Below are 23,243 nucleotides of genomic sequence, written 5' to 3' on the forward strand. Positions count from 1 at the left end.
AATGAACGATGTGAAGTATCGGATCGTCGAACACGACGGCGGCTGGGCCTATCGGGTGGACGGGACCTATTCCGAGACGTTTCCCAGCCATGACGCGGCCTTCGGCGCGGCACGGCGGGCGGCCTGCAAGCAGTTGCGGCCGGGCGAAACCACGGGCATCGTCTGGGAAGACGAGACCGGACACTGGCACGCCGAACTCTCCCGAGCCGGCGACAGGCCACAGCCAAAAGTCATCGGCTGACAGGCCGCTGCGATCATGATCACGCATCTGGGTCTTGAGGCCCAGTGCGCTGGAATGCGAGGGATGACTGAGGTTGGCGGTTGGTGCGTTGGTGCTGTCGGTCGCCGACATAGGCATTGACGGCGCGGGCCCCGCTAAGCTGAGAACTTCACGCTCACGCCGCGCTGCCGAAAATAGGCCTGCATCATCTTGCGTCCCGAACGGTTGTTCTGTGCCAGCTTGGACGGATCAAAAACGGCCTCTTTGGTGCCCTCCCGGGCCAGCGCCAGCTTGAGGCTCGCTATATGTCGGTCGATGTCGGCATTGTCCAACTTTAGCGATGCATAGATGTTTTCGATTGCTTCGGACACGGTCGGCTCGCTCACGGGGTGTACTCCTTCGCTTGTTAAACTGACCGGCTAGCACACGTTGGCGGATTGACCTACTGCAAGACTGCGCATGCCCATCAGCATTATCGGTCTTCCGGCGTGCACTGCATACTCGCAATGGGGATATTGCTCGAGGCTTACGCCTTCAGCCATCTCAGGAAGGTCGATTCAGCGACGTCGAGGCCTTTGAACGGACGCCTTGTCCGTTTTCGGACGGCAGAAATCTGTTGCTGAAGCGTCCCGTCGAGCCAGGCATCGACGATTGCGGGGTGGACGTAGCAGCGGCGGCATACGGCTCGTGTGTTGCGAAGCCGGCCGGCTACACGGTCGAGCACGGCATTGAGCGCCATTGCTTGCGCGCGCTTCGTTTCCGGCAGCGGTGTATCTGCAAGCTGCATTGCAGCGAACACGCTGGCGCCCCAGGTGCGGAAGTGCTTCGAACTGTATTCCTGGCCGATAGCCTCCTGAATATACGCGTTGACGTCATGCGAACTCACCTCGCGGCGTGCGCCCTGCTCGTCGATATACTGGAAGAGGTGTTGCCCCGGCAGGTCCTGAATGGCGCGGACGATCCGGGCGATGCGCCGGTCGGCGAGCTTCAGCTTCCATTCCTGCCCGGATTTGCCCTTGAATGTGAAGCGCAGGCTGGAACCTTGGATATCAAGGTGACGCGAGCGCAGCGTCGTGAGGCCGAAGCTCTTGTTTTCCTGCGCATAGATGTCGTTGCCGATGCGGATCAAGGTATTGTCGAGAAGCCAGACGACGGAGGCAACGACCCGGTCGCGAGGAAGACCGCGCCGACGCAGATCGGCTTCAACACGGTGCCGCAATGCTGGAAGGGCGTGAGCAAAGGACGCCAGGCTCGAAAACTTCGCTTCGTCTCTGCATGCCGTCCACGCCGGGTGGTAACGATACTGTTTTCGCCCACGCTGATCCCGGCCAGTCGCCTGGATGTGGCCGGCGGCGTCCGCACAAATCCATACATCGGACCATGCCGGGGGTATGGCCAACGCCTTTATGCGCGCAGTGGTTATTTTGTCGACAGCCTTCCCTCTGCTGTCCGCATAGCTGAAGCCTTTGCCTGCACGCCGCCGGACATAGCCCCGCTCGCCGTCGTTGACATAGACGAGGTCGGCCCGCGCGGCTGCGGCAGTGGCCGAGGCTTTCACGCGGTCCAGCATGTCAATAGCCGCCGATGACCGGCAAGATCTCGCCGGTGATGTAGCTGGAGCATTGCGGCGAGGCGAAGAAGACATAGGCCGGCGCGATCTCTTCTGGCTGCGCAGGCCGCTTCATGGGTGTCTTTGCGCCAAACTCGGCGACCTGTTCCGGCGGACGCTCGGACGGGTTGAGGGGCGTCCACACCGGGCCGGGTGCAACCGCGTTGACGCGGATGCCCTTGCTGACGAGATTGGCCGAAAGCGCCCGCGTGAAGGCGTGGATGCCGCCCTTCGTCATCGAATAGTCGAGCAGCTGGGCGCTGCCGTCTATCCCCGTTATGGAACCAGTGTTAATGATCGACGCGCCCGACCGCATGTGCCTGACCGCTTCGCGCACCATGAAGAAATAGCCGTACAGATTGGTCTTCAGCGTCGTGTCGAAGTGCTCGGTCGAGAGTTCCTCAAGCCCGGCTGCGTGGTACTGGAACGCCGCGTTGTTGACCAGAATGTCGAGTTGCCCCAGTTCGGCCACCACCGCATCGACGGTCTCTCGGCAATAGTCCTCGCTCGTGACGTCGCCTGGCAGCAGAAGACACCTGCGGCCCTCCTTCTCGATGGCTCGTTGCGTTTCCTTCGCATCCTTGTCCTCGCTGAGATAGGAGATCGCAACGTCCGCGCCTTCCCGCGCGAACAGCACTGCAACCGCCCGACCAATGCCTGAATCGCCGCCGGTGATCAGCGCAGTCTTGCCTTCCAGCTTGCCGGACCCGCGCCAGAATGGCGCGTCGTACATCGGCGCGGGATCGAGTGCTGCTTCGTCACCGGGTTTGGATTGATGCTGCTTGGGGAAAGGCGGCACAGGATAGAGCCGCGCTCCAGCCTGCATAGCGCCGGTGTGGTCGTCACGCTTCCTGCCGTCTTGCCGGTCTACTTCCGCCTGGATCCGACGCTGATCTCGCTCGGCATCGCGCGCCCGTTCGGAGTGCTTTTCCTTGTCCATGACGTGCTCCACGGATTGCAATCACAAGCAACCAACGCACGGACGAGATGTTCCCGTCTCTCGGCAGGAAACAGCTTTCGAGCAGGCCCTCTATGGGACCGACCAAGCACAAGCGTAAACTACGCCGCGTCCTTCGTTGCGATGGAGGCTGAAGCTGCAGACGCGACCACTTCGCGAAAGGGCTCGGCAAAGCATCCCATCTGGCGGTTTGCTAGGCAAGGAACGATAATCCCACTGGCGGTCATCTCTGCCGTTCGGCCCAGACAAACTGTGGTGTATGTATAAGACCGATGCTACGCCCTTCGTTGCAGTCGCGCATCAGTTGATGCGCCCACCTCGCTATAGTGGATCCGATCATGTCGACGCCCGCGGTCCAGAGAACCAGCTTTATCGCCGTCGTGGTCATTACGAGCGTGGCTTTCGCATGGCTGCTTTGGCCGTTCTACGGTGCCCTGCTATGGGCCATAATACTGGCGATCCTGTTCAATCCGTTGCATCGGGTGCTCTTGCGGCGCCTTGGCGGACGCAGGAATCTGGCGGCCGGGATAAGCCTGCTGGCCTGCGTGTTCATCGTGATTATTCCGGGGTCGATCGTCATCGCCGCGTTCGCCCAGGAAGCTGCCGCGCTCTATGAAAGGGTCGGACAGAGCAATTTCGACCTCGCGAAGGGCCTTGAGGCCATCCGCGCATCCTTGCCGGCTTTCGTCGGAGATGCCCTGTCCTCCTTCAACGTGGAAAGCCTGCAGGATGTACAGGAACGGCTGACGTCCTTCCTGGCTCAGGCGGCACAGGTCGTGGCAAGCCGCGCGCTCTCGATCGGTCAGGGCACGGCCCAGTTCTTCGTCAGTGTCGGCGTGATGCTCTACGTTCTCTTCTTCCTCTTCAGGGACGGGCCACAACTGGCGGTCACCATCCGTCGGGCAAGCCCGCTGAGCGCTCATCATACCGACTATATCCTCGGCAAGTTCAGCGCGGTGGTAAAAGCTACGGTCAAGGGCAATGTGATTATCGCAGCCATCCAGGGCACCATCGGCGGGATAACGTTCTGGGCACTAGGCATCGAGGCGGCGCTTCTGTGGGGTGTCCTGATGGCGATCCTGTCACTGCTACCGGCCGTGGGCGCTTTCCTGGTCTGGGGGCCTGCTGCAGCCTACCTCATGCTGTCGGGCCAATATACCAAAGGCTTCATCCTCATCGCGGTCGGCGCTCTCGTCATCAGCATGATCGACAATTTGCTACGGCCTCCGCTTGTCGGTGCCGGCACCAGATTGCCGGACTACGTCATACTGGTTTCCACGCTCGGGGGGTTGGCACTCTTCGGCCTCAACGGGTTTGTGATCGGTCCCCTCATCGCAGCACTGTTCGTCGCGGTCTGGTCGCTTTTCGTGCAGGATCAGTCGCGTGCGACGATGGCCAAAGCCGCAACAAACGCCGAGCCCATCGACCCCAGATAGCGCTAGCGACGCCAATCGACGTGGCTTGAACATCGCCGCAGCCAGCCGGGAAAAGCCTCGCGCTACGTCATAGTACAATGACACGTCACGCCCATCGGGCGTACACAGATGTACCGACAGCGAATGTAAAGGGCGCTGTCGGCTGTGAGCGGCCCATCTTGCTTTCGCCCTGACCTCCCGAAAGGAGGCGGCCATGGCCATCAGCGAATCTCGTTCACGCTCAATCGAGGCACTGGCAGAAGACTATGCTCGCTCCCGACGCGAGGGCGCCGGGCCTGTTTCGATGACCGCCGCCGTGCGGGCCATTCGTATGGTCGCTCCCGACATGACCCACACTGACAGCGATGTGGCGAACATCGTTGCCGCCTGGGTCGTTCGCTACGGGCATTCGGTCGATTTCGACCTGCCGAGAAGCGCGTAGAAGGCCCACAATACCCTGCATGGCGCTCAGCCAGGCAGCTCGAGATGTGCACCAGCCTTGCGAAACAACATCTCTGCGTCGGTGTCGAAGCGGAACGTCTCCAGAAAATCGGCGCTGCGATAGCCCGGTATCGTTTGCCGGATCAGGGCCACGAACGTCTTCGCTTCATCGACCCGTCCCGCCAGCACCAGACAATGGGCCGCGATGGCCAGAATGATGATGTGTGCGTTAGGGCGTGCAGCTGCCTTGACCGCCCAGTCGGCTGCCTCGTCGAATTGCCGCAACCGCACATGGGCCATGGCGCGCGCGCCCAGCATGCCGAACAACAGTGGGTCGAACGGGCTGAGGCTGCGCGAGTGATCCGACGAGGCGATGGCTGCCGATGGATCGCCCGACTGCGACTGAACGAATGACAGGGCATAGTGCCCGAGCGCGAAATTCGGGCTGAGATCGACGGCGCGTTCAAGCTCGGCCACCGCCTGATCAGGCCGTTGGCGCAGCCAAAGCGCCCGCCCCATCGCCCAGTGCGCGGCCGGGTCGTGCTCGTCCGCCATCAGGCTGCGGCCCGCCGTCTCGAAAGCCAGGGCTGTCTCCCGCTCGCGATCCTGCCAATGCTGAAAGGCGTTCTGCCAGTGCGTGAAGGACAGGCCGCTATAGGCGCGCGCGAAGGTGGGGTCGGTCTCGCTCGCTTGCCTGAAGAACTGCTGGGCGCGGTCGTTGTCCGTCTTGGTGAAGCGGTACATGTGCCAGAGCCCGCGGTGATATGCCTCCCAGGCGTTAAGGGAATTGGGCGGCTTGAGGATGGCGCGGTTGCGTTCGGCCATTTCGATCTCGCTGGCGATCGAGGCGACGATCCGGTCGCCGATGTCGTCGAGCACGAGAAAGGTTTCGTCCCGCACGGTCTCGAATTCCTCCGACCATACGATGCGGGCCGTGGCGGTTTCCACGAGTTCGACCGATACTTGCGACAGGCCCTCGACATGCCGCAGCGTGCCGCTGGCATAGTAATCGACATTGAGACGCGTTGCCGCTTCGGCGGGCGCGATGCCCTGCTCGGCCAGGGTAAACACCGAACCGCTGGCGATGATGAAGAGGTTTCGCAGCTTGGCGAGCCGCGTGATGATGTCATGCGTAAGGCCATGGGTCAGCCGGCTTTGGCCGTCCTGATCGCCGATCTGGAAGAAAGGCATCACCGCCAGCGACGCACGTCCCGCCGAGGCGGCACGGTCAATTTGCGAAGACTCCGCCCTGTCGGCGTTGTCCGATTGGCGGGCACCTGTAGGAAGGGCCGCAGCCGCCACCGTGGGTTTTCGAAGCTCCCGCCACGCTTGGCGGATTTCGGCCGGGTCGATCCCCTCTCCCTCGAACAGGCGGACGACCGCAGCAAAATGATGTTCGGCCTCGCCCGGCATGCCGCAACCGAGCAACGTCTTCAGCAGGAGCCTCTGTGCCCTCGCTTCGAATGGTGAAATCTCTGCCCATCGCTCAGCGTGAGGCCGCAGGATATGCGGGTGTTCCGGCAGCAACTCGACCATCCGTTCCAGCAGGGCTGCATGAAAGCTTCGGTATCGCCGGCGTTGCGCAGCGACCCACTGGTCGAGCTGAGGGCTCCTGTTGAGATCCAGCCCTTCCAGAAATTCGCCGAGTATGAGCGCGCACAACTCCTCCACCGTCACCCTATCCAAGGCAGCCAACCCGCTGCGCATGGCCATCTCGACCTGTAGGGCATCTGCCCGGCAGTCTCCCAAATCGAGCGATATAAGCTCGCCTCTCGCGGTCAAGCGGTTGCGACCCGGTTCGTCGAGCACCGCACGCAGCTTGCTCAGGCACCAGCGCAGCTCCCCCCTTGGGTCGTTCGGCACGTCGCCCAGCAGTTCGCACAGCCTGCTGCGCGAGACGGGATGCGCGGCCAGCGCAAGATAGGCAAGAAGCGCGCGCACCTTGCGCGATGGCGGCAGATCAACGGAAGCTTCGTTGCGCATGACGCAAAGCGGACCGAACATCCGCACGCGGAGGACGCCGGGCGAGGCCTGCTCAGGAGGAATGGAGATTTCCATGCGCGTTACCACGCTTCCGACAACGCCCGCACCCTCGCCCAGATATTACCACCGCAAACAGCCGATGGCATCAGTTCAACTGGAGATCAGACATGGAACGCAACAGTAGCATTCGTACGACCGCCGGTAGGGGCAGGCTATACGATAGTATTCTGGATACGGTCGGCGATACGCCCACCATCCGGATCAACAATCTGGGCGTCGAGCACGCGACGATCTACGTAAAGGCCGAATTCTTCAATCCCGCCGGATCGGTGAAGGATCGCCTTGCGCTCAACATCATTGAGGACGCCGAACGTCGCGGCCTGCTGAAGCCGGGCCAGACGGTGATTGAAGCGACCAGCGGCAACACCGGCATAGGGCTGGCGATCGTATGCGCGCAGAAAGGCTACCCCCTGGTGGTGACGATGGCCGACAGCTTCTCCATCGAAAGGCGGAGGCTGATGCGGATGCTGGGCGCGAAAGTCGTGTTGACACCGCGCGCACTCAAAGGCTTCGGCATGTACCAGAAGGCCGTGGAACTGGCCGACGCCAACGGGTGGTTCCTCGCCCGTCAGTTTGAGACGGAAGCCAACGCGGCCATCCACGAATCGACCACGGCAAGCGAGATCCTCGGCGACTTCGCCAATTCCCGGCTGGATTACTTCGTCACCGGATACGGCACCGGCGGTACAGTCACCGGAGTCGGCCGCTTGCTACGCAAGGAGCGTCCGGAGGTGCGGATCGTCCTGAGCGAGCCTGCGAATGCGCAGCTTCTGGGCAGTGGCGAGATACAGCAGCGCGGTCCCGGCGGTGCGCCAGCGGCCACGCACCCCGCGTTCGAACCGCATCCGATCCAGGGCTGGACGCCAGACTTCATCCCCAACGTGCTTCAGGAGGCGGTCGATGGCCGGCTGTATGACGAGGTGATGCCGATAGCGGGTCCGGAGGCGATCAAGTGGACGAGGGAACTGGCGCGTCGTGAAGGCATCTTCGCCGGCATCTCGGGCGGCGCGACATTCGCGGTGGCCCGTCAGGTGGCGGAAAAGGCACCAAGAGGCTCGGTCATCCTGTGCATGCTGCCCGACACCGGCGAACGTTATCTTTCGACGCCGCTTTTCGAAGGTATCGAAACCGAGATGGACGAGGAAGAACTCGCCCTGTCCCGCTCGACGCCCGGCTTCCAGTTCGCCGCCTGAGGCGGCCAAGCGAGGCAGGTCATGGACGCGAAGCCCAAGCCCGCATATGCCGCAGCGGAAGAAACGCTCGATCCGGACGACTGGAAGGGCATTCAGCGGATTGCCCATCGCCTCGTGGACGACGCAGTCGTCCACCTGCGCGATGTTCGCCAGCGCCCCGTCTGGCAGGAAATGCCCTCCGAGGTTCGATCTCGTTTTCGCGAGCCGCTTCCCCTGCATCCAGAACCGCTCGACGCGGTTCTGGCGGCGGTTGCGCGAGACGTGATGCCCTACCCCATGGGCAATGTGCATCCGCGTTTCTGGGCCTGGTACATGGGATCGGGCAATCTGACCGGGGCGTTCGCGGACTTTCTGGCCGCGATACAGGGATCAAACCTGGGCGGCGGCGACCATGCCGCCGCTCTCGTCGACCGGCAGGTGGTGGACTGGTGCAAGCATATGGTCGGGCTCCCTGAGACGGCGAGCGGTACGCTGACCAGCGGCGGCTCGGTCGCCAACCTGATCGGGCTGACCATCGCGCGCAACGTCATGTCCGGCATAGATCTCCGCGAATTCGGCGTCTCAGCTGCCCCGCCGCTGCGCTTCTACGGGTCCGACCAGATCCACAGCTGCCATCGCAAGGCCGTAGAGACGCTGGGCCTCGGCAACCGCGCGCTACGGCGGATAGAAACCGACGCAGGTTTCCGCATTGATGTTCCCGCACTGAGACGCGCGATCGAGGAGGATCGGGCCGCCGGGCTGCGCCCGGCATGCATCATTGCCAATGCCGGAGCCGTAAACACGGGCGCCATCGACGACCTGGAGGCGTTGGCCGATCTGGCGGCCGAGCAGAAGCTCTGGTTTCACGTCGATGGCTGCATCGGTGCGCTGATCGCGATAGCGCCGCTACACCGGTCGCTCGTCGCCGGGTTGAACCGCGCAGACTCACTGGCTCTCGACCCGCATAAATGGCTGCACGCACCTTTCGACGTGGGCTGCTGCCTCGTCAAGGATGCGGCCGCGCATCGGGCCACCTTCGCAACGATGCCCGAATATCTGGAATCGGCCTCGCGTGGCCTGGCCTCCGGCGAATGGTTGCACGAATACGGCCTCCAGACCTCGCGTGGGTTCCGCGCGCTCAAGGTCTGGATGACGCTCAAAGAGCACGGCGTCGAGAAGTTTGGCCGCCTGATCGACCAGAACATCGACCAGGCTCACTATCTCACGCGGATCATCGAGGCGGAACCAAGGCTTTCTCTCATGGCCCCGACGACGATCAACATCGTCTGCTTCCGCTACGATCCGGGTGGACTGGACGAGGCAGGCCTCAAGGCGCTGAACGCGGAGATCATGCTCCAGCTACAGGAAGAGGGTGTGGCCGTCCTGTCCGACACCACTCTGCGCGGCCGGCACTGCCTGCGTGCAGCCATCTGCAATCACCGCACGCGGCACGAGGATATCGATTTGCTGGTCGCGGAAGTCTTGCAACGCGGCGACAGGCTTCAGTTCGCGATCAAATGACGCTCGGCCATCTCCGGGTCGAGCGTAAGGCCCAGACCCGGCGCTGCGGGCGCCTTGAGGAAAATGCCTTCGGGCGTCACTACCTCCTCGATCGAAGGCCCCGTAAACAGCCTCGTCTGGATGCCGAGCAACGCATTGTCGGGCATGAAGTATTCCACCCATTTCACGTTCGGCAGGCCTGCGGCCATGTGCAGATGGACCATCTGGAGGTTCCACGGCGATATCGGCACGCCCCGCGCCGTGGCATAAGCGTGGATGCGCAGCCAGTCCGTGATCCCCCCCGTCAGCGCGGCGTTGGGCTGTATGATGTCGATGCCGGCATCGTCGATCAGCGACTGGAACTCGGTCAGGCCCGTGTTCTGCTCTCCGCCGACAACATAGGTGCTGCCGGCATTGGCCTTGACCCGCCGGTAGCCCTGAATGTCTTCGGGCTGCACCGGCTCTTCCAGCCAGTAGACGTCATAGGGCTCCCAGGCCTTCAACTGCTGGATGGCGGTGTCCACATCCCACGTTCCGTTGACATCGACCATCAGTTTGACGTCGGCACCGATCGCCTCGCGCACCGCACGCACCCGCGCCGTCGCCTCCTCGATGCTGACATGGGTGAGCGATCCCCTGATTTTGAGAGCGCGATGCCCCTTGTCGACATATTCCGCAGCCCGCCGGGCAAGCGCGTCGGGCGCGAGGTGATGCGCACAATTGGCATAGGTGGGGATCATCGGGCGATGCCCACCCAGCAATGTCGATACCGGCGCGTCGATCATTTTGGCCTTGATGTCCCATAGCGCGAAGTCGATCGCAGACATGCACAGGCGTACGAACCCCTCCCCGCCGCGGCGCGGAATGGCGCGGAACATCCTGTTCCACAGATCGTCGTGCAAGCGAGGGTCCTGCCCGATCACCGCATCGGCAAGGAAGGTGCGCAGCAACTCCTGAAATATCCCGCCCATCCCCTTGGGCGCAGACGTGAAGCCGATGCCGGTGATCTCCCGGTCGGTGCTCAGATGCACGATCAGCACTTCACCGATATATGTGCCCTCGACATCGCCGCCGTAGCGCGTGACCGAAATGTCCGTGATCTTCATCTCAGGTTTCCTGTTTGTGGGAAGTTCAGAAGGGCGGCCTAGACTGCGACGCCATACGTTCGCGACGCCGTGCGCCAGAACAGATCGTCTCGCTCGTCGCCGGTAAGGTCCGACGTGATCACATCGAAACCGTTGAAGATGTCGCGGTAGCGGGCAACCAGACTGTCGACGGGAAAGTTGGAAGCGAACATCGCCCGGCCGGTACCGAATATTTCGATGGCTGTCAGCACGACCTCGCGGTTTGCCTCGACAAGCCAGTCCTGACCCGGAATGCCGATGCCGGAAATCTTGATCCGCACATTGGGCGCGCCTGCCAGCAGCCGCAGTGCACTGCGCCAAGCGGAGATGCCTTCCGGCGAGCGATCGGCCGGCAACCCCGTGTGATTGAGGATGATGACCGTGTCGCCGAAGTCGTCGGCCAGCGCGCGTGCCTCGCCAAGATGCCACCACGGCGTTTGCAGGTCGAAGCTCAGCCCGTTGCGCCCGAGGTGGCGGTAACCCTGCCGCCATACAGGATCGCCCATCGATCCCCTCGCCCCTGCCTCCACGGCATCCGGCCGTGGCGCGGCGCGGGGCTTGTGGCGTATCCCCTTGACGAACGGGTCGGCGCCGTAGGCGGCGAGGATGCCCGGCGCGTCGACACGATCCAGAAACGCTTGGCCCACCGCCACCGAGGGCAGCCCGTGCCGCATCGCCACGCCCTTGACCCAGCTTATCTCACCCAGAGGGTCCGAAGGGTCCCACTCGGTCTCTACGAAAACACCGCCCACGACATCGAAGCCTTCCGCATCCTTGCGGTAGTCCTCCGGCATGTAGTTGCGCCGCAGCGCGGAATAATCACCGTAGCGAAAGTTCTCCAGCGGCCGAGGATCGCAAAGCCAGGGCAGATAGTTCTGCTCCAGATCCCAAAAATGCATATGTGCGTCGATGATCTTCATGGTCCGCGCTTTCAGTTGTTTGCCGGCATGGACTCCCGCCTGCGACGGGCGGAGCGCCTGACCGCGATGACGACGGGAAGCAGCCAGACGAGAAGCGTCATCACGCCCAGCGTTCCGGAGATCGGACGCTCGAAGAATGCGAGCAGGGAACCGTCCGCCTTCAGCATTGAGGTGATGAAGTTGCTCTCCACGAGTTCGCCCAGCACCAGCCCGAGGATGCAGGGCGCGATCGGTATGCCGTTCTCCTCCATGAAGTAGCCGAGTACGCCGAAGGCAAGCATGACACCGATGGTGAAGGTGCCGTTGTTGCTGGCGTATGCGCCGACTATGCAGAAGACGAGGATGATCGGCATCAGCACGTTGCGCGGGACGTTCAGGATATTCCGCGCGATCCTGATGGCCCCCCAACCCAGAGGGAGAATGAGCAGGTTTGCGGCAATGAAGATCAGGAAGATCGCATAGATGTTCTGGGGGTTCTCCAGAAACAGCGTCGGGCCGGGATTGAGCCCCTTCATGAACAGCACGCCGACGACGATGGCGGTGATGGAATCGCCGGGCACGCCAAAGACCAGCGCCGGCACCCAGGCGCCGCTGACCGCCGCGTTGTTGGCGGATGCGCCTTCCACGATGCCCTCTACATGCCCGGTTCCGAACTTTTCGGGCTGGCGCGAGAAGCGGCGGCTAACGGCATAAGCCATCCACGACGCGATGTCGGCCCCGGCACCGGGAAGCACCCCGACGACGACGCCAAGCACATTGCCACGCATCATCTGGCGCCAATATTGCCGGATCATTCCCCCGACCTCGCGCAGCGGATTGCCGATGCGCGCCAGGTCCACCTTGGGGATCGCCGGCTGCGAATGGATGACGCTCCGCAGCACCTCCGAGATGGCGAAAAGACCGATCAGAGCCGATACGAAGTTCACGCCCGCCAGCAGTTCTATGCTGCCAAAGGTGAAGCGCGGCATTCCGGCGGGATTTTCCATGCCGATCGTTGCGACACCCAGCCCGATCAGCAGGCTGATGAAGGATTTGACGCGATCATCGGACGCCACGAAGGCCGCGCTGGTCAGCCCCAGGGTGGCGAGCCAGAAATATTCGAACGACGAGAATTTGAGCGCGACCTCAGCGAGCGATGGAGCAGCCACGATCAGAACTGCCGTTCCGAAAAGACCGCCGAGCGCGGAAAAGACGAGGCTCGCGCTGAGCGCGCGGGTCGCCTCGCCCCGCCGCGTCATCAGATAACCTTCGTGCGCATAGGCGGCAGATGCCGGTGTCCCTGGCATTCTTAGCAGGACCGCCGGGATATCGCCGGCAAAGATGGCCATGGCGGAACAGGCCACCATCGCGCCTACGGCGGGAATGGGATCGAGAGCGAAGGTAACAGGCACCATGATCGCCATGGCCATGGTGGCCGTCAGGCCCGGAACCGCCCCGACGAACAGGCCGAACACCGAAGCCAGGACAACGGCGACGATGACATCCCAGGTCGCGATGAGGTGAAAGGCTTCCAGCAGGGTGGACATCGGTCGGCTCCAATCCCTTAGATGAATCCCCACAGACCCGGCCCGGTGGGCAAGGGTACCTGCAGGACGTTTCGGAACGCGAACTCGATGGCGAGGGTCGCCGCGATACCGATCATCACGGCATTGCGCAGGCGGACGCCGAGCAGGACGAGAATCATCATCAGCGCCGGTCCGATGGTCAGCACGAAGCCGAGTACCGGCAGGGCGAAGATCGAGTAGACGACCACCCCGCACACGACCGCCCCGTTGAACCAGTTGCGGCTGGGACGCTCCACTTCCGAAGCCTGTACAAGCTTGCTGCGAAACCTGCGCGCCATCAGCACGATGCTCGATAGCGCCACGCCGCCTGCGATGAGCAGCGGGAAGAGTTCGGGACCATACTCCCCAGGCGAGCCGCCAGGCAGATTGATGGCCATGGCCGCGTAAGCGGCAGCTGCGGCAAACAGCACGGCCCCGAGCACATGGTCTGGCATACGCATGCTTGCCTCCTGCTGCGGAAAAGGTATCGCGAGGCGCTGCGTCGCTCGCCGGACAGGCTCCCCGGCATCAGGATTGAACGGCCCGATGCCGGGGAAATGTCCCGTCAGAGATGGGCCATGTTCTCGCCTTGCGGCCATTCGACCTTCTTTGGAGACATGGGCCAGGTCGGCGTCCTCCGGCAGCGCGTCGGAGGACGATGGCGCGTCCTATTTGGCCAGGCCGATGGCCTTCAGGACTTCGCCGAGTTCACTGTTGCTCTCGCCGAGGAACGCACCGAAGGTGGGTCCGTCCATCCAGCGAAGGCCGAAGCCGCGGCTTTCCATGAACTCGACATATTCGGGATCGTTGTAGACTTTCTCCAGCGCGGCCTCGAGCGTGCTGAGGATTTCCTCGTCCACGCCCTTGGGTGTCACCATGCCGCGCCACACGCCCTGGCTCCATGCGATCCCCATGGTTTCCTCGACGGTGGGGATGTCGGGAAAGTTCTTGGCCCGCTCGCCCGACATGATGGCCAGGGTTTTCAGCTTCCCCGCTTCGAGCAGCGAGGCCGCTTCCGGCAGGGACACCGGCGCGACATCCGCGCCGCCTGCGACGACATCGAGAAGACCCGTAGACGCGCCCTTGCTGGGAATCCATGGCATGGCGTCGGAGGGCACCTCGACCTTGTTGAGAAGGCCTGCCAGCGCAAGATGCCAGCTGCCACCCAGGCCGGTGCCCGTACCCTTGAACTTGCCGGGATTGGCGCGGATATCCTCGATCATTTCCTCGAGGGTGGTCCAGCCTGCTTCCGCGCTGACGATCACAGCGGCCGGATCTTCATTGATCATGGCCAGCGGTGCATAGGCCTCGTAGGTCAGGTCCGTCAGGCCCATCCAGTGCATCATGTTGATCTCGGTCGTGATAAGCCCGAGCGTGTAGCCGTCGGGTCGTGCGGTCGCGATCGCCGCGTGGCCGACGACGCCGTTGCCGCCCGTGCGGTTGACCACCTGCACGGGCTGGCCGAGGTTCTTCTCGAGCAATGAGCCGACGATGCGCGCGGCCGCGTCCGTGCCGCCGCCTGCCGCCCACGGCACGATGATGGTGATCGCCTTTTCCGGATACTGTGCCCACGACGCGCCGGTCATGGCTGACACGACGAGTGTGGCGGCCCCTATGATTTTCAAAAGCTTCACGTCATTCCTCCCATTGAAATGCGCCCGCCCCTCAGCGAACGCGTTGCTTGGCTAACGCACCTGCAGCACGTTGGCCTGAATTGCCGGGTCGATCTTTCTTTCGAGCTTCTGTTCGTGTCGCAGGATGGTGATTTCGATCGAGCCGGTCCCGACTTCGAGGTCCAGGATGTGGCCGCCCGAGGCCACATAGTCCGCGCCCGTGGTGGTGCCGTGGGCGTGGATAGACGGCTTGCCGTTTTGCCAGGCAATGCTGCCCGTCAAGCTGGCGAGCTCCATGTTGTTGTATGTCTTGGGAATGAAGACCTTGTCGTCGAAATCGTAGAAGCCGAAGGTCGCGACGCCGGCAAAGCCGATGCCGAAAAACGTCGCGGACGGAATCTTCTCCCTTTCGGCAAGCGCGCTCAGCGCCTCAATGACGTTGTTCTTGTCGGTCAACACCATGAGGTAGCCGGTGGGCGTAGCGACATACTTGCTTTCGATATTCTCCAACGACCTCACTCCAATTCATTCTCGTCCGGCACATGCGAGGTGGCCGGGCAACTTGCTTTGCTATCCAGGAAAACGACGGGCTGTGGCGGTGGGCCCTAGACAAACGGCATGCCGCAACTGCGAACCGAGGCTCTCTTAGGGGCGACGCTACGACAGAACGCGGGACCGGCAACGCGAAGAATTGGCAAAGCCCCTTGTCGGAAAATTCAGGCGGTCCCTTCGTTGGTCGCTCCTATAGTCGCCTCACCCGCGGAGCCTCACGGAGCGTTGCAGCCCTTGCAAATCAGCCGGACATGGGAAAGCTGCGCGCCGAGGTTGTGTACGCAGCGCCGAGGAGTCGCCTTGATGTCAGATATGATTACCTATTTGAGTTCCATCCGGTTTGGTGACGGAGCCGTCGAAGCACTGGCCGGCGATATCGCCACGCTGGGGGTGAAGAACCCGCTATTCGTGACGGATGCAGGTATCGTCGCGGCCGGCTTGCTTGAACGCGCGATGCTGGCAGCCGGGCGAAACGATGCCCCGGTGTTCGACGGGACGCCACCGAACCCCACCGCGGAAGCAGTCTACTCGGCACTGGATCTCTATCGGGATGCAGGGTGCGACGGTATCGTGGCCGTCGGCGGCGGCTCTCCCATCGACCTTGCCAAGGCGGTGGCCTTGCTGGTCAACCATCATGAACCGCTGGAGCGATATGCGGTAATTGAGGGCGGGCTGGCTCGCATCGTCAATCCGCTGCCGCCGCTGATCGCCATTCCCACCACGGCGGGGACGGGGAGCGAGGTCGGACGCGGAGCGCTCATCTCGTTCAGCGACGGCCGCAAGCTTGGGTTGATTTCGCCCAAGCTCATCCCTTCCTTCGCGATCTGCGATCCCGAAATGACCCTGGGCTTGCCGCCCATGCAGACGGCAGCAACCGGCATGGACGCGATCACTCACTGTATCGAAACCTACCTGAGCCCCAAGTTCAACCCGCCGGCCGAGGCTATCGCTCTGGACGGGCTGAAGCGCGGCGTCCGCAACATCAGGCGAGCCTACGAGGACGGCTCGGACAGAAGTGCGCGGAGGGAAATGATGATGGCCGCGCTGGAAGGAGGGCTGACCTTCCAAAAAGGGCTAGGCTCCGTCCACGCGCTGTCGCATCCGCTGGGCGGCCTGCGCGATGTCGCCCTTCATCACGGGATGCTCAATGCGGCTATCCTGCCCATCGTTCTGCGCTACTGCAGCGAGGCCGCGCCGGACAAGTTCGCTGTGTTGCGCGAGACGATTGGCATCGGCCCGCAAGCCGACCTAGCCGAATACATCGCCGATCTGAGCGTATCGCTGGGATTGCCGCAGACGATCGGGCAATTCGGGGTAAAATCGGACGTCGTGCCGACAATAGCGCAGGCCGCGATGCGAGATCACTCCCACGCGACAAATGTGCGCCCCATGAGCCTCGTCGAGTACGAGCGCATTCTTGAAGAGGTCATCTCGGGTCGCCGTTGACCAGTGCGAGGCGGGCCGCGTGAGCGGCCGCCTCACCGGGAGAACCCAATGCCTGTCGGTAGTAGCGCCCACCGAGGAACGGGCGCTCGCCGCTCAGATTGTCGATCAGGAAATCGACGAAGGACCGCACCCTGGAAGAAACGAAGCGATGGCCGAAAAAAATCGCGTAGACGCCTTGGATGTCGTTGGGATGAAACTCCTCCAGAAGCGGGACGAGCCGTCCTTCGGCGACATCGTGCCCGATCTGGAACCACGCGAGCCTGGCTATGCCGACGCCGGAAAGCGCCAGATGGCGGATCGTTTCGCCATTGTTTGCCGTGTATTTCCCGCCGAGCTGGACGGACTGCACCGCGCCATCGATGAGGAAGGGCCACTCGTTCAGCGCGCGCTTCATGTTGAACTTGAGACATTCGTGCTCGACCAGCTCTTCCGGCCGGCGCGGCGCGCCGAAGCGCCTGATGTAGTCGGGGCTGGCGGCCACAACACGCCTGCTGTTGCACAGCTTGCGCGCAATGAACGAGGAATCCTGCGATTCTCCCACGCGGATCGCTACGTCGATGCTTTGTTCGACAAGGTCGACGACGTTGTCGGCCAGGTTGAGATCGATCTCGACGTCGGGAAACTGGCTGTTGAACTTGGGGATGAGCGGCTGGATGTGGCGCACCCCGATCGGGATCGAGCTGCTTATGCGCAGCCTGCCCCGCGGCACCGTCTTCTGTTCGGCAAGCTGCCGCTCGGTCTCTTCCAGATCGGACAGAACCCTGTTCACGCAGTCGAGATACGTGCTTCCCTCGACAGTGAGGGAGAGCGTCTTGGTCGACCGGTCGAACAACGCCACCGCGACGTCTTCCTCCAGCCGGTTGATCATCTTGCTGACAGCCGACGGCGTGAGATTCACCTGCCTGGCCGCCGCCGAGAACGAACCCGCCCGCGCCACGATTGCAAACACTCTGAGTTTGTCGATCCGGTCCATCGGCTCCCCACCTTCACCCGCCGACGCGACACTAGACCGAGATGGGGCCGGATTGAAACAGTTCTCTTGGTCCGATGGCGAGGTGGTGAGCAGGAAGCGAACCGAGACGCGAGACCAGCCAGATTCCGCATTCAACAGGAGCACGTCAGCCGCCATGCCGACCTACATAGATCTGTCAGTTCCGATCGCGCCGCACTTTCGATGGGGGATGGAGCGAGGCCTCACCAGTGACTTCGAGAAGGGCGATTCCTTCCAGACGACATGGATCAAGCTGATCGTCCACGGCTACACGCATATCGACTCCCCCCGGCACATGGTGCGCGGCGGGCTAACATCAAGCGAAGTACCGCTCGAGACGACGATCGGCGATGCCGCCGTTATAGACATCTCCGACATCGAGCCGAATGAGGAGATCACGGCCGAGCGGCTGGCGGCTCGTGCCGACCATGTTCGCGAGGGCGACATCGTTCTCGTCAAGACGTGCTGGGATTTGCGGCGCGACCTCTCCACCCCGGAGTACTGGACGGATTCTCCCTATCTCTCCCGCGGTGCATGCGAATGGCTGCTGGAGAAGCGTCCTAAGGCATTCGTCCCCGATTTTCCGCAAGACTATCCGATCCGTCGCCTGCTGAAAGGCGAGGTCGCCGACATCGAAGAGTTTGTTTCCCACGACGTGCTGCTGAGAAACGGCGTCATCCTGATCGAATATGTGTGCAACTTTGCGGCCCTGAAGAATCCGCGCACGACCATCTACGCCCTGCCTCTTCGCATCCCCGACTCCGACGGCTGCCCCGCTCGGGTGATCGCGGTGGAGTAGCGAGGCTTAGGCGAAAACCTACACTCTTCGGTGCATCAAACGACTATCGATGCATGGCACGGACGACAATGTCGTTAGCCAGCATCGATTGGGGGCCGCTGATTCTCACCATATAAATCCGGTCGCTTTCCGGTGTGAAATCTATGGTTGCAAGGTGGGACGACGCGTCCACGGTTTTCTCCACCTTCGGATTAACCGGATATCCTATCTGTCGGCTGACCAGTTCAATCTTCGCCTTGATGGACGATGTCATGAATCCCACTTGGAACACTGCTTTCCCGTCTCCGAAGAATTCAGGTTGGGTCACCAGCGCGCCACCACGCGCATCGACGCGGAGCATTTGCGGCTCATTCCAAAGCCGCTTTACGAAGGTTTGCGCCTGCGTATGAAGCCACTTGCTCGTTTCGTCGAACCCAACAACTTTTGTTCTCGCGCTAGTGTTTTCGGTCTTTCTTAGAACCGCAAGATTTGCGTTGTTTATGACGCCGCGTCGCAAAGCGACAATGGGGTGGATAATCGAGGCTCCGGCAGAGAACATATAGTTCTCGCTGCGCTCGGGCGTGGGGCGATTAAGACCGTTGATACGAACCGAACAATCGAACTCCGGCAACGGCTCCAGCGGCGAACGGCTTAGTATGTCGGCAAAATGCGCAGGATGAAAATAGTAATTGTGGGGGATGCGGTTAGTTTCACGTCCAAAATTTACGACTGTTGTAAACGCATAGATTCCACCAGGCTTAAGCACACGATGCACCTCTGCTAGATGACGATCAAAATCTGCATCTCCGCCAATGTGCTCAAAGGACCCCGTGGACCATGCAAAATCGAAGGTCTCATCCGGATAAGTTATCTCGCGCATATCCATCGCATGTGCGGTGATGCGATCGAAATCCACCTGCCAAGGAGCCTTCTTTCGTAAGAGCTCTTGTGGGTTGGTCGTCTGAACCCCCTTCCAGCCGTCAGCCATACCATAGAGGTCGGTCACTGAAAGGCTGCCGGCCACATTGGCGAGCGCGTAAATCAGTCGCTCCGTGCCGACGCCGAGACCAAGCCCACGACTGTCCTGCTTAAGCGCGCCATGACAGTGGAGCGCCAGATAAATCATGGCGAATTCCCACGACCGCCTATTACCCATCATAGGCGTTGCCTGCAAAACTTCGCGCAGTATGTAGTCAATGGCCGGATCGAACCAATCATATGCATCGGCTACCTTCTGTAGATTGGCGATTTCGGTTTTTGGAATTGAGACAGACAAAGAAAATCTCCCCTGAATTTCGCGCGAAGCTATCTACTGTCGGTACGACTTACAATCGCATTGTGTGGCGTGCCATATCAATTGTCCCGCAAACAATGCTTACATGGCGGCAGACGTCAAAGCGAAGCTGTGCAACAGGTGCGACAGACCGCTAGCCGCGATGATCCCGCATCAAATGCGACGCCTAGCTTATGCCTAGGAGTTCATGTAGACGCACAAAAAACTCGCGCCTCTCCCAAAAAAAGCGCAGTGCGTAGCGGTTTGGATCTTCCCGGATGCCACACATGAAGGCTAATAATTACTGGTATTGAAGATAATAATGAAAATACTGCACGTTTATAAAGTCTACCTTCCGGAAAATTTTACCGGTATTCCTCGAGTAATCCATACTCTGGCGGAAGGATTGACACACAAGGGGGTAGAAAGCCACGTCCTCACACTGGCTGCCAAGGGCCGGTCTGAACCAGAGGCAATCGGTAGCCATTATGCCCACTACGTGCGACGTGACTTGCACATCGCTTCCGCAAGTCTTTCCGCATCCGCCTTCGGCAGATTCAGGCAGCTGGCCAAATCAGCTGACGTTATCCACTATCATCTTCCTTGGCCGTTGGCAGACATTCTGCATCTTGCTGCAGGACGCAAAAAGCCATCGGTCGCCACCTATCACTCCGACATTGTCAAACAGAGACTCGTCCTGCCCATTTACTCACGCCTCCTACATCCGTTTCTTCGAAAGGTGGACGCGATCGTTGCCACCTCATCGAACTATGCGGAGACGAGTGAGATACTCGCCAAGCACAGATCAAGGGTATCGATAATTCCCATTGGGATTGGCGAGCGAGAAGAGCCTGAACCCAATCAGAAGGAGAGATGGCGAGCACGATTTGGTGACAGTTTCTTTTTGTTCGTCGGATCGCTGCGGTATTATAAAGGGCTGCCCTTTCTAATAGAGGCGGCACGACGAACGGGCCTGCCCGTGGTGATTGCAGGCAGCCGCGATCTCGCAGATTTCGATATCCATGATGTCCCGGAAAATGTGCACTTCTCGGGAGAGGTTTCGGAAGAAGACAAAGAAGCGCTCCTTTCGCTCTGCCAAGCGTTTGTCTTCCCTTCACACTTGCGTTCGGAAGCATTTGGAGTAGCCCTCCTCGAGGCGGCGCGGGCAGCCAAACCGATGATTTCGTGTGAAATCGGCACCGGTACTAGCTTCGTCAACATCGCTGGCGAAACCGGGCTAGTTATAGCGCCTCGCGATCCGGAAGCGTTGGGTGGAGCCATGACCTGGCTTGCCCACAACCCTCAAGAAGCGCAAAAGATGGGTGCCAACGCGCGCCGAAGGTTCGAGCGCCTTTTCCGCGCTGAAGACATGTGCGCAGCCTATCTCAGGCTGTATCACCGGGTTGTCGCGACGCATCGTCAATGATGCGCCTTATACCGTTGATGAACTTGTCTTTCGAGAACAGGAGAGCCCGTGCTTCGCAAGCCCGGCGCATCAGCAACGCACGCTCGGGCGCAAGGGCCGAAACGGCGTTCACGAGATCGTTCACCGTGAAGCCGGCATTGAGAAGAAGACCGGTTTCATTTGGCAAAACGGTTTCTTGCAGCCCGCCCTCCGCAACACCAATGACTGGCTTTCCGGCAGCCATCGATTCAACCGGTGACATGCCGAAGTCCTCGTCCATGGGCACATAAATTGTCGCGATTGAATTCCCGACAAGATCCCGAATTTCCGCATCGCTGACCCAACCGCGAAACTCGATGTTGGGAGCCGAGGCAGCTTTGGCTCGCAATAGATCGGCATCTTCTCCCCCCGAGGCGACGATCAGTTTCTTGTGCGGCATTCTTAAAAACGCCTCGACGATCTGTCCCACCCGCTTCAGCGACGTCAATCTGGCCGTAGAGAGATAGTAGTCTCCCTGGCCCTTCCAAACGAATAGTTCAGTATCGATGGGTGGGTGCACGACAGCGCTGTCACGCCCCAAATACTTCGCGACGCGGGCTTGTGTTGTCTCGGAATTCGTGACGATCACATCCATCCGCTCTACGGCGCGCCTATAGGCCCAACCAAAAACCTTCAATGCAACGGGCGCAAGAATCCTAGCCGGCCAGCCCAGCTGCGCCAGAAAATGAGCTCGTTTATCATAGAGAAATCTCGGCGGCGTATGGCAATAGAAAATATTGACTCCACCACATCCTTTGGGCGGAGCGGCAAATGGGGCTGCCACGCCTGAGAAGATGCGAACGCGATAGTCACGAGCGCGTGTCCGCTCCCCCCAAAAATAGCTGGAAAGTGCAAATGATCGGACTCCTTCCCTCCTTAGAGCTGCGGGAAAGGCAAGGGCGCGCGTGTCCGGCGGGAATGCTGATACTTCGAAACTCTTATCGGACCGGTAGCCATATATCAGTGTGGCCTGCAGTTCCCTCGCCAACGTCAGGACAAGCCGCTCCCCCCCCCCACGAATGGCGAAATAGTCATGATAAATTCCGACACTTTGCTCGCTAAACTCATTTCGCCTTGGCAATGAGCCTTGAGACTCGCATCGCACTCCCCCGACGGGATCAGATGGCAATTCGACCTCTTGGCCAAATACGGCTGGCTGATCCGCCGTATTCTGCGGCCGTGTTTCCTTATGGCGCCTGGAGAAGATTGCCGCCCTAGGTCTTTTCATTAGTTTCGGAAAGGGTAAGTCCCTCTCCCTCTAGATTCGACCAAAATCCCCGCCTCTCCAGAACCTTGGCTAGTTTTGCTCCAGCAGCTCGACCATTCGATATGAAACGCCGAACAGAAAGTACGATGACGATAGGCAAGGCCAACACCGCAGCCGAAAACTGCATATAGGAAATGACCACAACCAGCGCGATCAATACCGCGGACTGGAGCACGCCGAGACTTGCAGCCGTTCTGGCGTTGCCCCGCTTGAAGGCCAGGCTTTCGTCAAAGTAAGCAGCCCTCAACCCGTCGAGTTCCTCATCCCCTCGACCTGGTTTACGGATCGCGGCGGCGTATTCTCTGCGTCTCGTCGCGAGACGAGCACGCCGTTTGGCTCGCGTGCGTTGCGAGAAGACCGTGAGCCCCACCAGAATCACCCCTGCTACTACCAGTGCGAGGGCGAGTGCGACCGAAAGAAAGGAAAGCGCGATTATTACGACGATGCAAAAGAATGCAAACTCGAAGGCCTTTAGAACGCTTTCAACCTCGTCCATGGCCAGTTCCTTTTCCGGAACCTCCTCAGCCCTGTAAGTACCCTGCTTCCCATCGATCATCTTCGATTTTATTTTCAGGCCGATCTTGTTTTGAACCAGTTGAGTTACGGCCTCGCATACGCAGATGAGAACCAGGATAGTCAGAATTACCTGCAAGGGGGGGAAGTGCGAAATAAGCGGACCGAGGCCCAAATAGCTAAGCCCCATGACAATGAGCCCACCACCATCTCCGTCCGGGTGTATGGAACTCAGCAACGCTTGCATGGATGTCCCCAGCGCGGCGATGTCCAGCAGGATGATCACAAATCCGCACATGATATGCGCGATTGCCAACCCACGGCTTTTTGTGAACAGCACACTCAGGCCGCTGTCTTCCGCCCCTCTTTTGATGGGGAGATCGTCGTCTAGGAACTCGTCATTCAACATTGCGTTCAGAT

General features: G+C 60.8%; 22 protein-coding genes. 8 read left to right on the forward strand and 14 right to left on the reverse strand.

The window, feature by feature from the left end; genetic code table 11:
• On the forward strand, positions 1-241 hold a 241-nt coding region (locus FY036_RS00750; RefSeq protein ID WP_148912814.1), incomplete at its 5' end, for a DUF2188 domain-containing protein.
• 134 nt (positions 242-375) lie between these two features.
• Here FY036_RS00750 and FY036_RS00755 read toward each other — a convergent pair.
• The 3 genes from FY036_RS00755 to FY036_RS00765 all read right to left on the reverse strand — a co-directional run bounded on the left by FY036_RS00755 (position 376) and on the right by FY036_RS00765 (position 2,769).
• On the reverse strand, positions 376-606 hold the full coding sequence (locus tag FY036_RS00755) for a hypothetical protein (RefSeq protein ID WP_148912815.1): 231 nt from the start codon (positions 604-606) through the stop codon (positions 376-378).
• A 140-nt stretch (positions 607-746) separates the two neighbouring features.
• The gene (locus FY036_RS00760) at positions 747-1,790 is read right to left on the reverse strand and encodes a DNA topoisomerase IB (RefSeq protein WP_148912816.1); all 1,044 of its coding nucleotides are present in this window, start codon (positions 1,788-1,790) and stop codon (positions 747-749) included.
• A gap of 1 nt (position 1,791) precedes the next feature.
• Positions 1,792-2,769 (reverse strand): SDR family oxidoreductase, encoded by a 978-nt coding sequence (locus FY036_RS00765; protein ID WP_148912817.1) that lies wholly within the window; start codon positions 2,767-2,769, stop codon positions 1,792-1,794.
• Positions 2,770-3,125: 356 nt separating this feature from the next.
• Here FY036_RS00765 and FY036_RS00770 point away from each other — a divergent pair, with 356 nt between their 5' ends.
• Both FY036_RS00770 and FY036_RS00775 read left to right on the forward strand, forming a co-directional pair.
• Positions 3,126-4,223, forward strand: a complete 1,098-nt coding sequence (locus tag FY036_RS00770) for an AI-2E family transporter (protein ID WP_148912818.1) — start codon at positions 3,126-3,128, stop codon at positions 4,221-4,223.
• 193 nt (positions 4,224-4,416) lie between these two features.
• The gene (locus FY036_RS00775; protein ID WP_148912819.1) at positions 4,417-4,644 is read left to right on the forward strand and encodes a hypothetical protein; all 228 of its coding nucleotides are present in this window, start codon (positions 4,417-4,419) and stop codon (positions 4,642-4,644) included.
• A 26-nt stretch (positions 4,645-4,670) separates the two neighbouring features.
• On the opposite strand, the gene FY036_RS00780 is transcribed toward FY036_RS00775, so the two are convergent.
• Positions 4,671-6,701, reverse strand: a complete 2,031-nt coding sequence (locus FY036_RS00780; protein WP_148912820.1) for a tetratricopeptide repeat protein — start codon at positions 6,699-6,701, stop codon at positions 4,671-4,673.
• Between the two features lie 92 nt (positions 6,702-6,793).
• On the opposite strand from FY036_RS00780, the gene cysK reads away from it, so the two are divergent.
• The gene (gene cysK / locus FY036_RS00785; protein ID WP_148912821.1) at positions 6,794-7,879 is read left to right on the forward strand and encodes a cysteine synthase A; all 1,086 of its coding nucleotides are present in this window, start codon (positions 6,794-6,796) and stop codon (positions 7,877-7,879) included.
• A gap of 21 nt (positions 7,880-7,900) precedes the next feature.
• On the forward strand, positions 7,901-9,379 hold the full coding sequence (locus tag FY036_RS00790; protein ID WP_148912822.1) for a pyridoxal phosphate-dependent decarboxylase family protein: 1,479 nt from the start codon (positions 7,901-7,903) through the stop codon (positions 9,377-9,379).
• Here FY036_RS00790 and FY036_RS00795 read toward each other — a convergent pair.
• From FY036_RS00795 to FY036_RS00820, 6 genes are all read right to left on the reverse strand, one after another.
• Positions 9,361-10,464 carry a mandelate racemase/muconate lactonizing enzyme family protein gene (locus FY036_RS00795; protein ID WP_148912823.1) on the reverse strand — a complete coding sequence of 368 codons (1,104 nt, stop codon included), beginning with the start codon at positions 10,462-10,464 and terminating at the stop codon, positions 9,361-9,363. The genes FY036_RS00790 and FY036_RS00795 overlap by 19 nt on opposite strands.
• Before the next feature lie 38 nt (positions 10,465-10,502).
• On the reverse strand, positions 10,503-11,402 hold the full coding sequence (locus tag FY036_RS00800) for an amidohydrolase family protein (protein ID WP_148912824.1): 900 nt from the start codon (positions 11,400-11,402) through the stop codon (positions 10,503-10,505).
• An 11-nt stretch (positions 11,403-11,413) separates the two neighbouring features.
• Complete coding sequence (locus FY036_RS00805; RefSeq protein WP_148912825.1) at positions 11,414-12,928, reverse strand: tripartite tricarboxylate transporter permease; 1,515 nt, start codon at positions 12,926-12,928, stop codon at positions 11,414-11,416.
• 17 nt (positions 12,929-12,945) lie between these two features.
• The gene (locus tag FY036_RS00810) at positions 12,946-13,407 is read right to left on the reverse strand and encodes a tripartite tricarboxylate transporter TctB family protein (RefSeq protein ID WP_161601062.1); all 462 of its coding nucleotides are present in this window, start codon (positions 13,405-13,407) and stop codon (positions 12,946-12,948) included.
• Between the two features lie 207 nt (positions 13,408-13,614).
• Positions 13,615-14,580, reverse strand: a complete 966-nt coding sequence (locus tag FY036_RS00815; RefSeq protein WP_235897427.1) for a tripartite tricarboxylate transporter substrate binding protein — start codon at positions 14,578-14,580, stop codon at positions 13,615-13,617.
• A 51-nt stretch (positions 14,581-14,631) separates the two neighbouring features.
• Positions 14,632-15,069 (reverse strand): PPC domain-containing DNA-binding protein, encoded by a 438-nt coding sequence (locus FY036_RS00820; RefSeq protein ID WP_235897429.1) that lies wholly within the window; start codon positions 15,067-15,069, stop codon positions 14,632-14,634.
• Positions 15,070-15,414: 345 nt separating this feature from the next.
• Here FY036_RS00820 and FY036_RS00825 point away from each other — a divergent pair, with 345 nt between their 5' ends.
• The gene (locus FY036_RS00825) at positions 15,415-16,557 is read left to right on the forward strand and encodes an iron-containing alcohol dehydrogenase (protein WP_148912827.1); all 1,143 of its coding nucleotides are present in this window, start codon (positions 15,415-15,417) and stop codon (positions 16,555-16,557) included.
• On the opposite strand, the gene FY036_RS00830 is transcribed toward FY036_RS00825, so the two are convergent.
• Complete coding sequence (locus FY036_RS00830; RefSeq protein ID WP_161601063.1) at positions 16,538-17,530, reverse strand: LysR family transcriptional regulator; 993 nt, start codon at positions 17,528-17,530, stop codon at positions 16,538-16,540. The genes FY036_RS00825 and FY036_RS00830 overlap by 20 nt on opposite strands.
• 154 nt (positions 17,531-17,684) lie before the next feature.
• Here FY036_RS00830 and FY036_RS00835 point away from each other — a divergent pair, with 154 nt between their 5' ends.
• Positions 17,685-18,347 carry a cyclase family protein gene (locus tag FY036_RS00835; protein WP_148912829.1) on the forward strand — a complete coding sequence of 221 codons (663 nt, stop codon included), beginning with the start codon at positions 17,685-17,687 and terminating at the stop codon, positions 18,345-18,347.
• 43 nt (positions 18,348-18,390) lie between these two features.
• Here the strand turns inward: FY036_RS00835 and FY036_RS00840 are convergent, their stop codons facing one another.
• Entirely contained in the window at positions 18,391-19,602 is a 1,212-nt protein-coding gene (locus FY036_RS00840) for a class I SAM-dependent methyltransferase (RefSeq protein ID WP_148912830.1), read from the reverse strand.
• Positions 19,603-19,921: 319 nt separating this feature from the next.
• Between FY036_RS00840 and FY036_RS00845 the strand changes: the two genes are divergently transcribed.
• A complete protein-coding gene (locus FY036_RS00845) occupies positions 19,922-21,025 on the forward strand; it encodes a glycosyltransferase (protein WP_201744665.1) in 1,104 nt (367 codons plus the stop codon).
• On the opposite strand, the gene FY036_RS00850 is transcribed toward FY036_RS00845, so the two are convergent.
• Together FY036_RS00850 and FY036_RS00855 are read right to left on the reverse strand one after the other, a co-directional pair.
• Positions 20,985-22,271: a glycosyltransferase gene (locus tag FY036_RS00850; protein WP_148912831.1), complete on the reverse strand. Its 1,287-nt coding sequence runs from the start codon at positions 22,269-22,271 to the stop codon at positions 20,985-20,987. The genes FY036_RS00845 and FY036_RS00850 overlap by 41 nt on opposite strands.
• On the reverse strand, positions 22,258-23,232 hold the full coding sequence (locus FY036_RS00855; RefSeq protein WP_148912832.1) for a hypothetical protein: 975 nt from the start codon (positions 23,230-23,232) through the stop codon (positions 22,258-22,260). The genes FY036_RS00850 and FY036_RS00855 overlap by 14 nt, the downstream gene beginning before the upstream one ends.
• Between the last annotated feature and the right edge of the window lie 11 nt (positions 23,233-23,243).

The organism is Neoaquamicrobium microcysteis (assembly GCF_008180155.1).
Taxonomy (GTDB): Bacteria; Pseudomonadota; Alphaproteobacteria; order Rhizobiales; family Rhizobiaceae; genus Aerobium; species Aerobium microcysteis.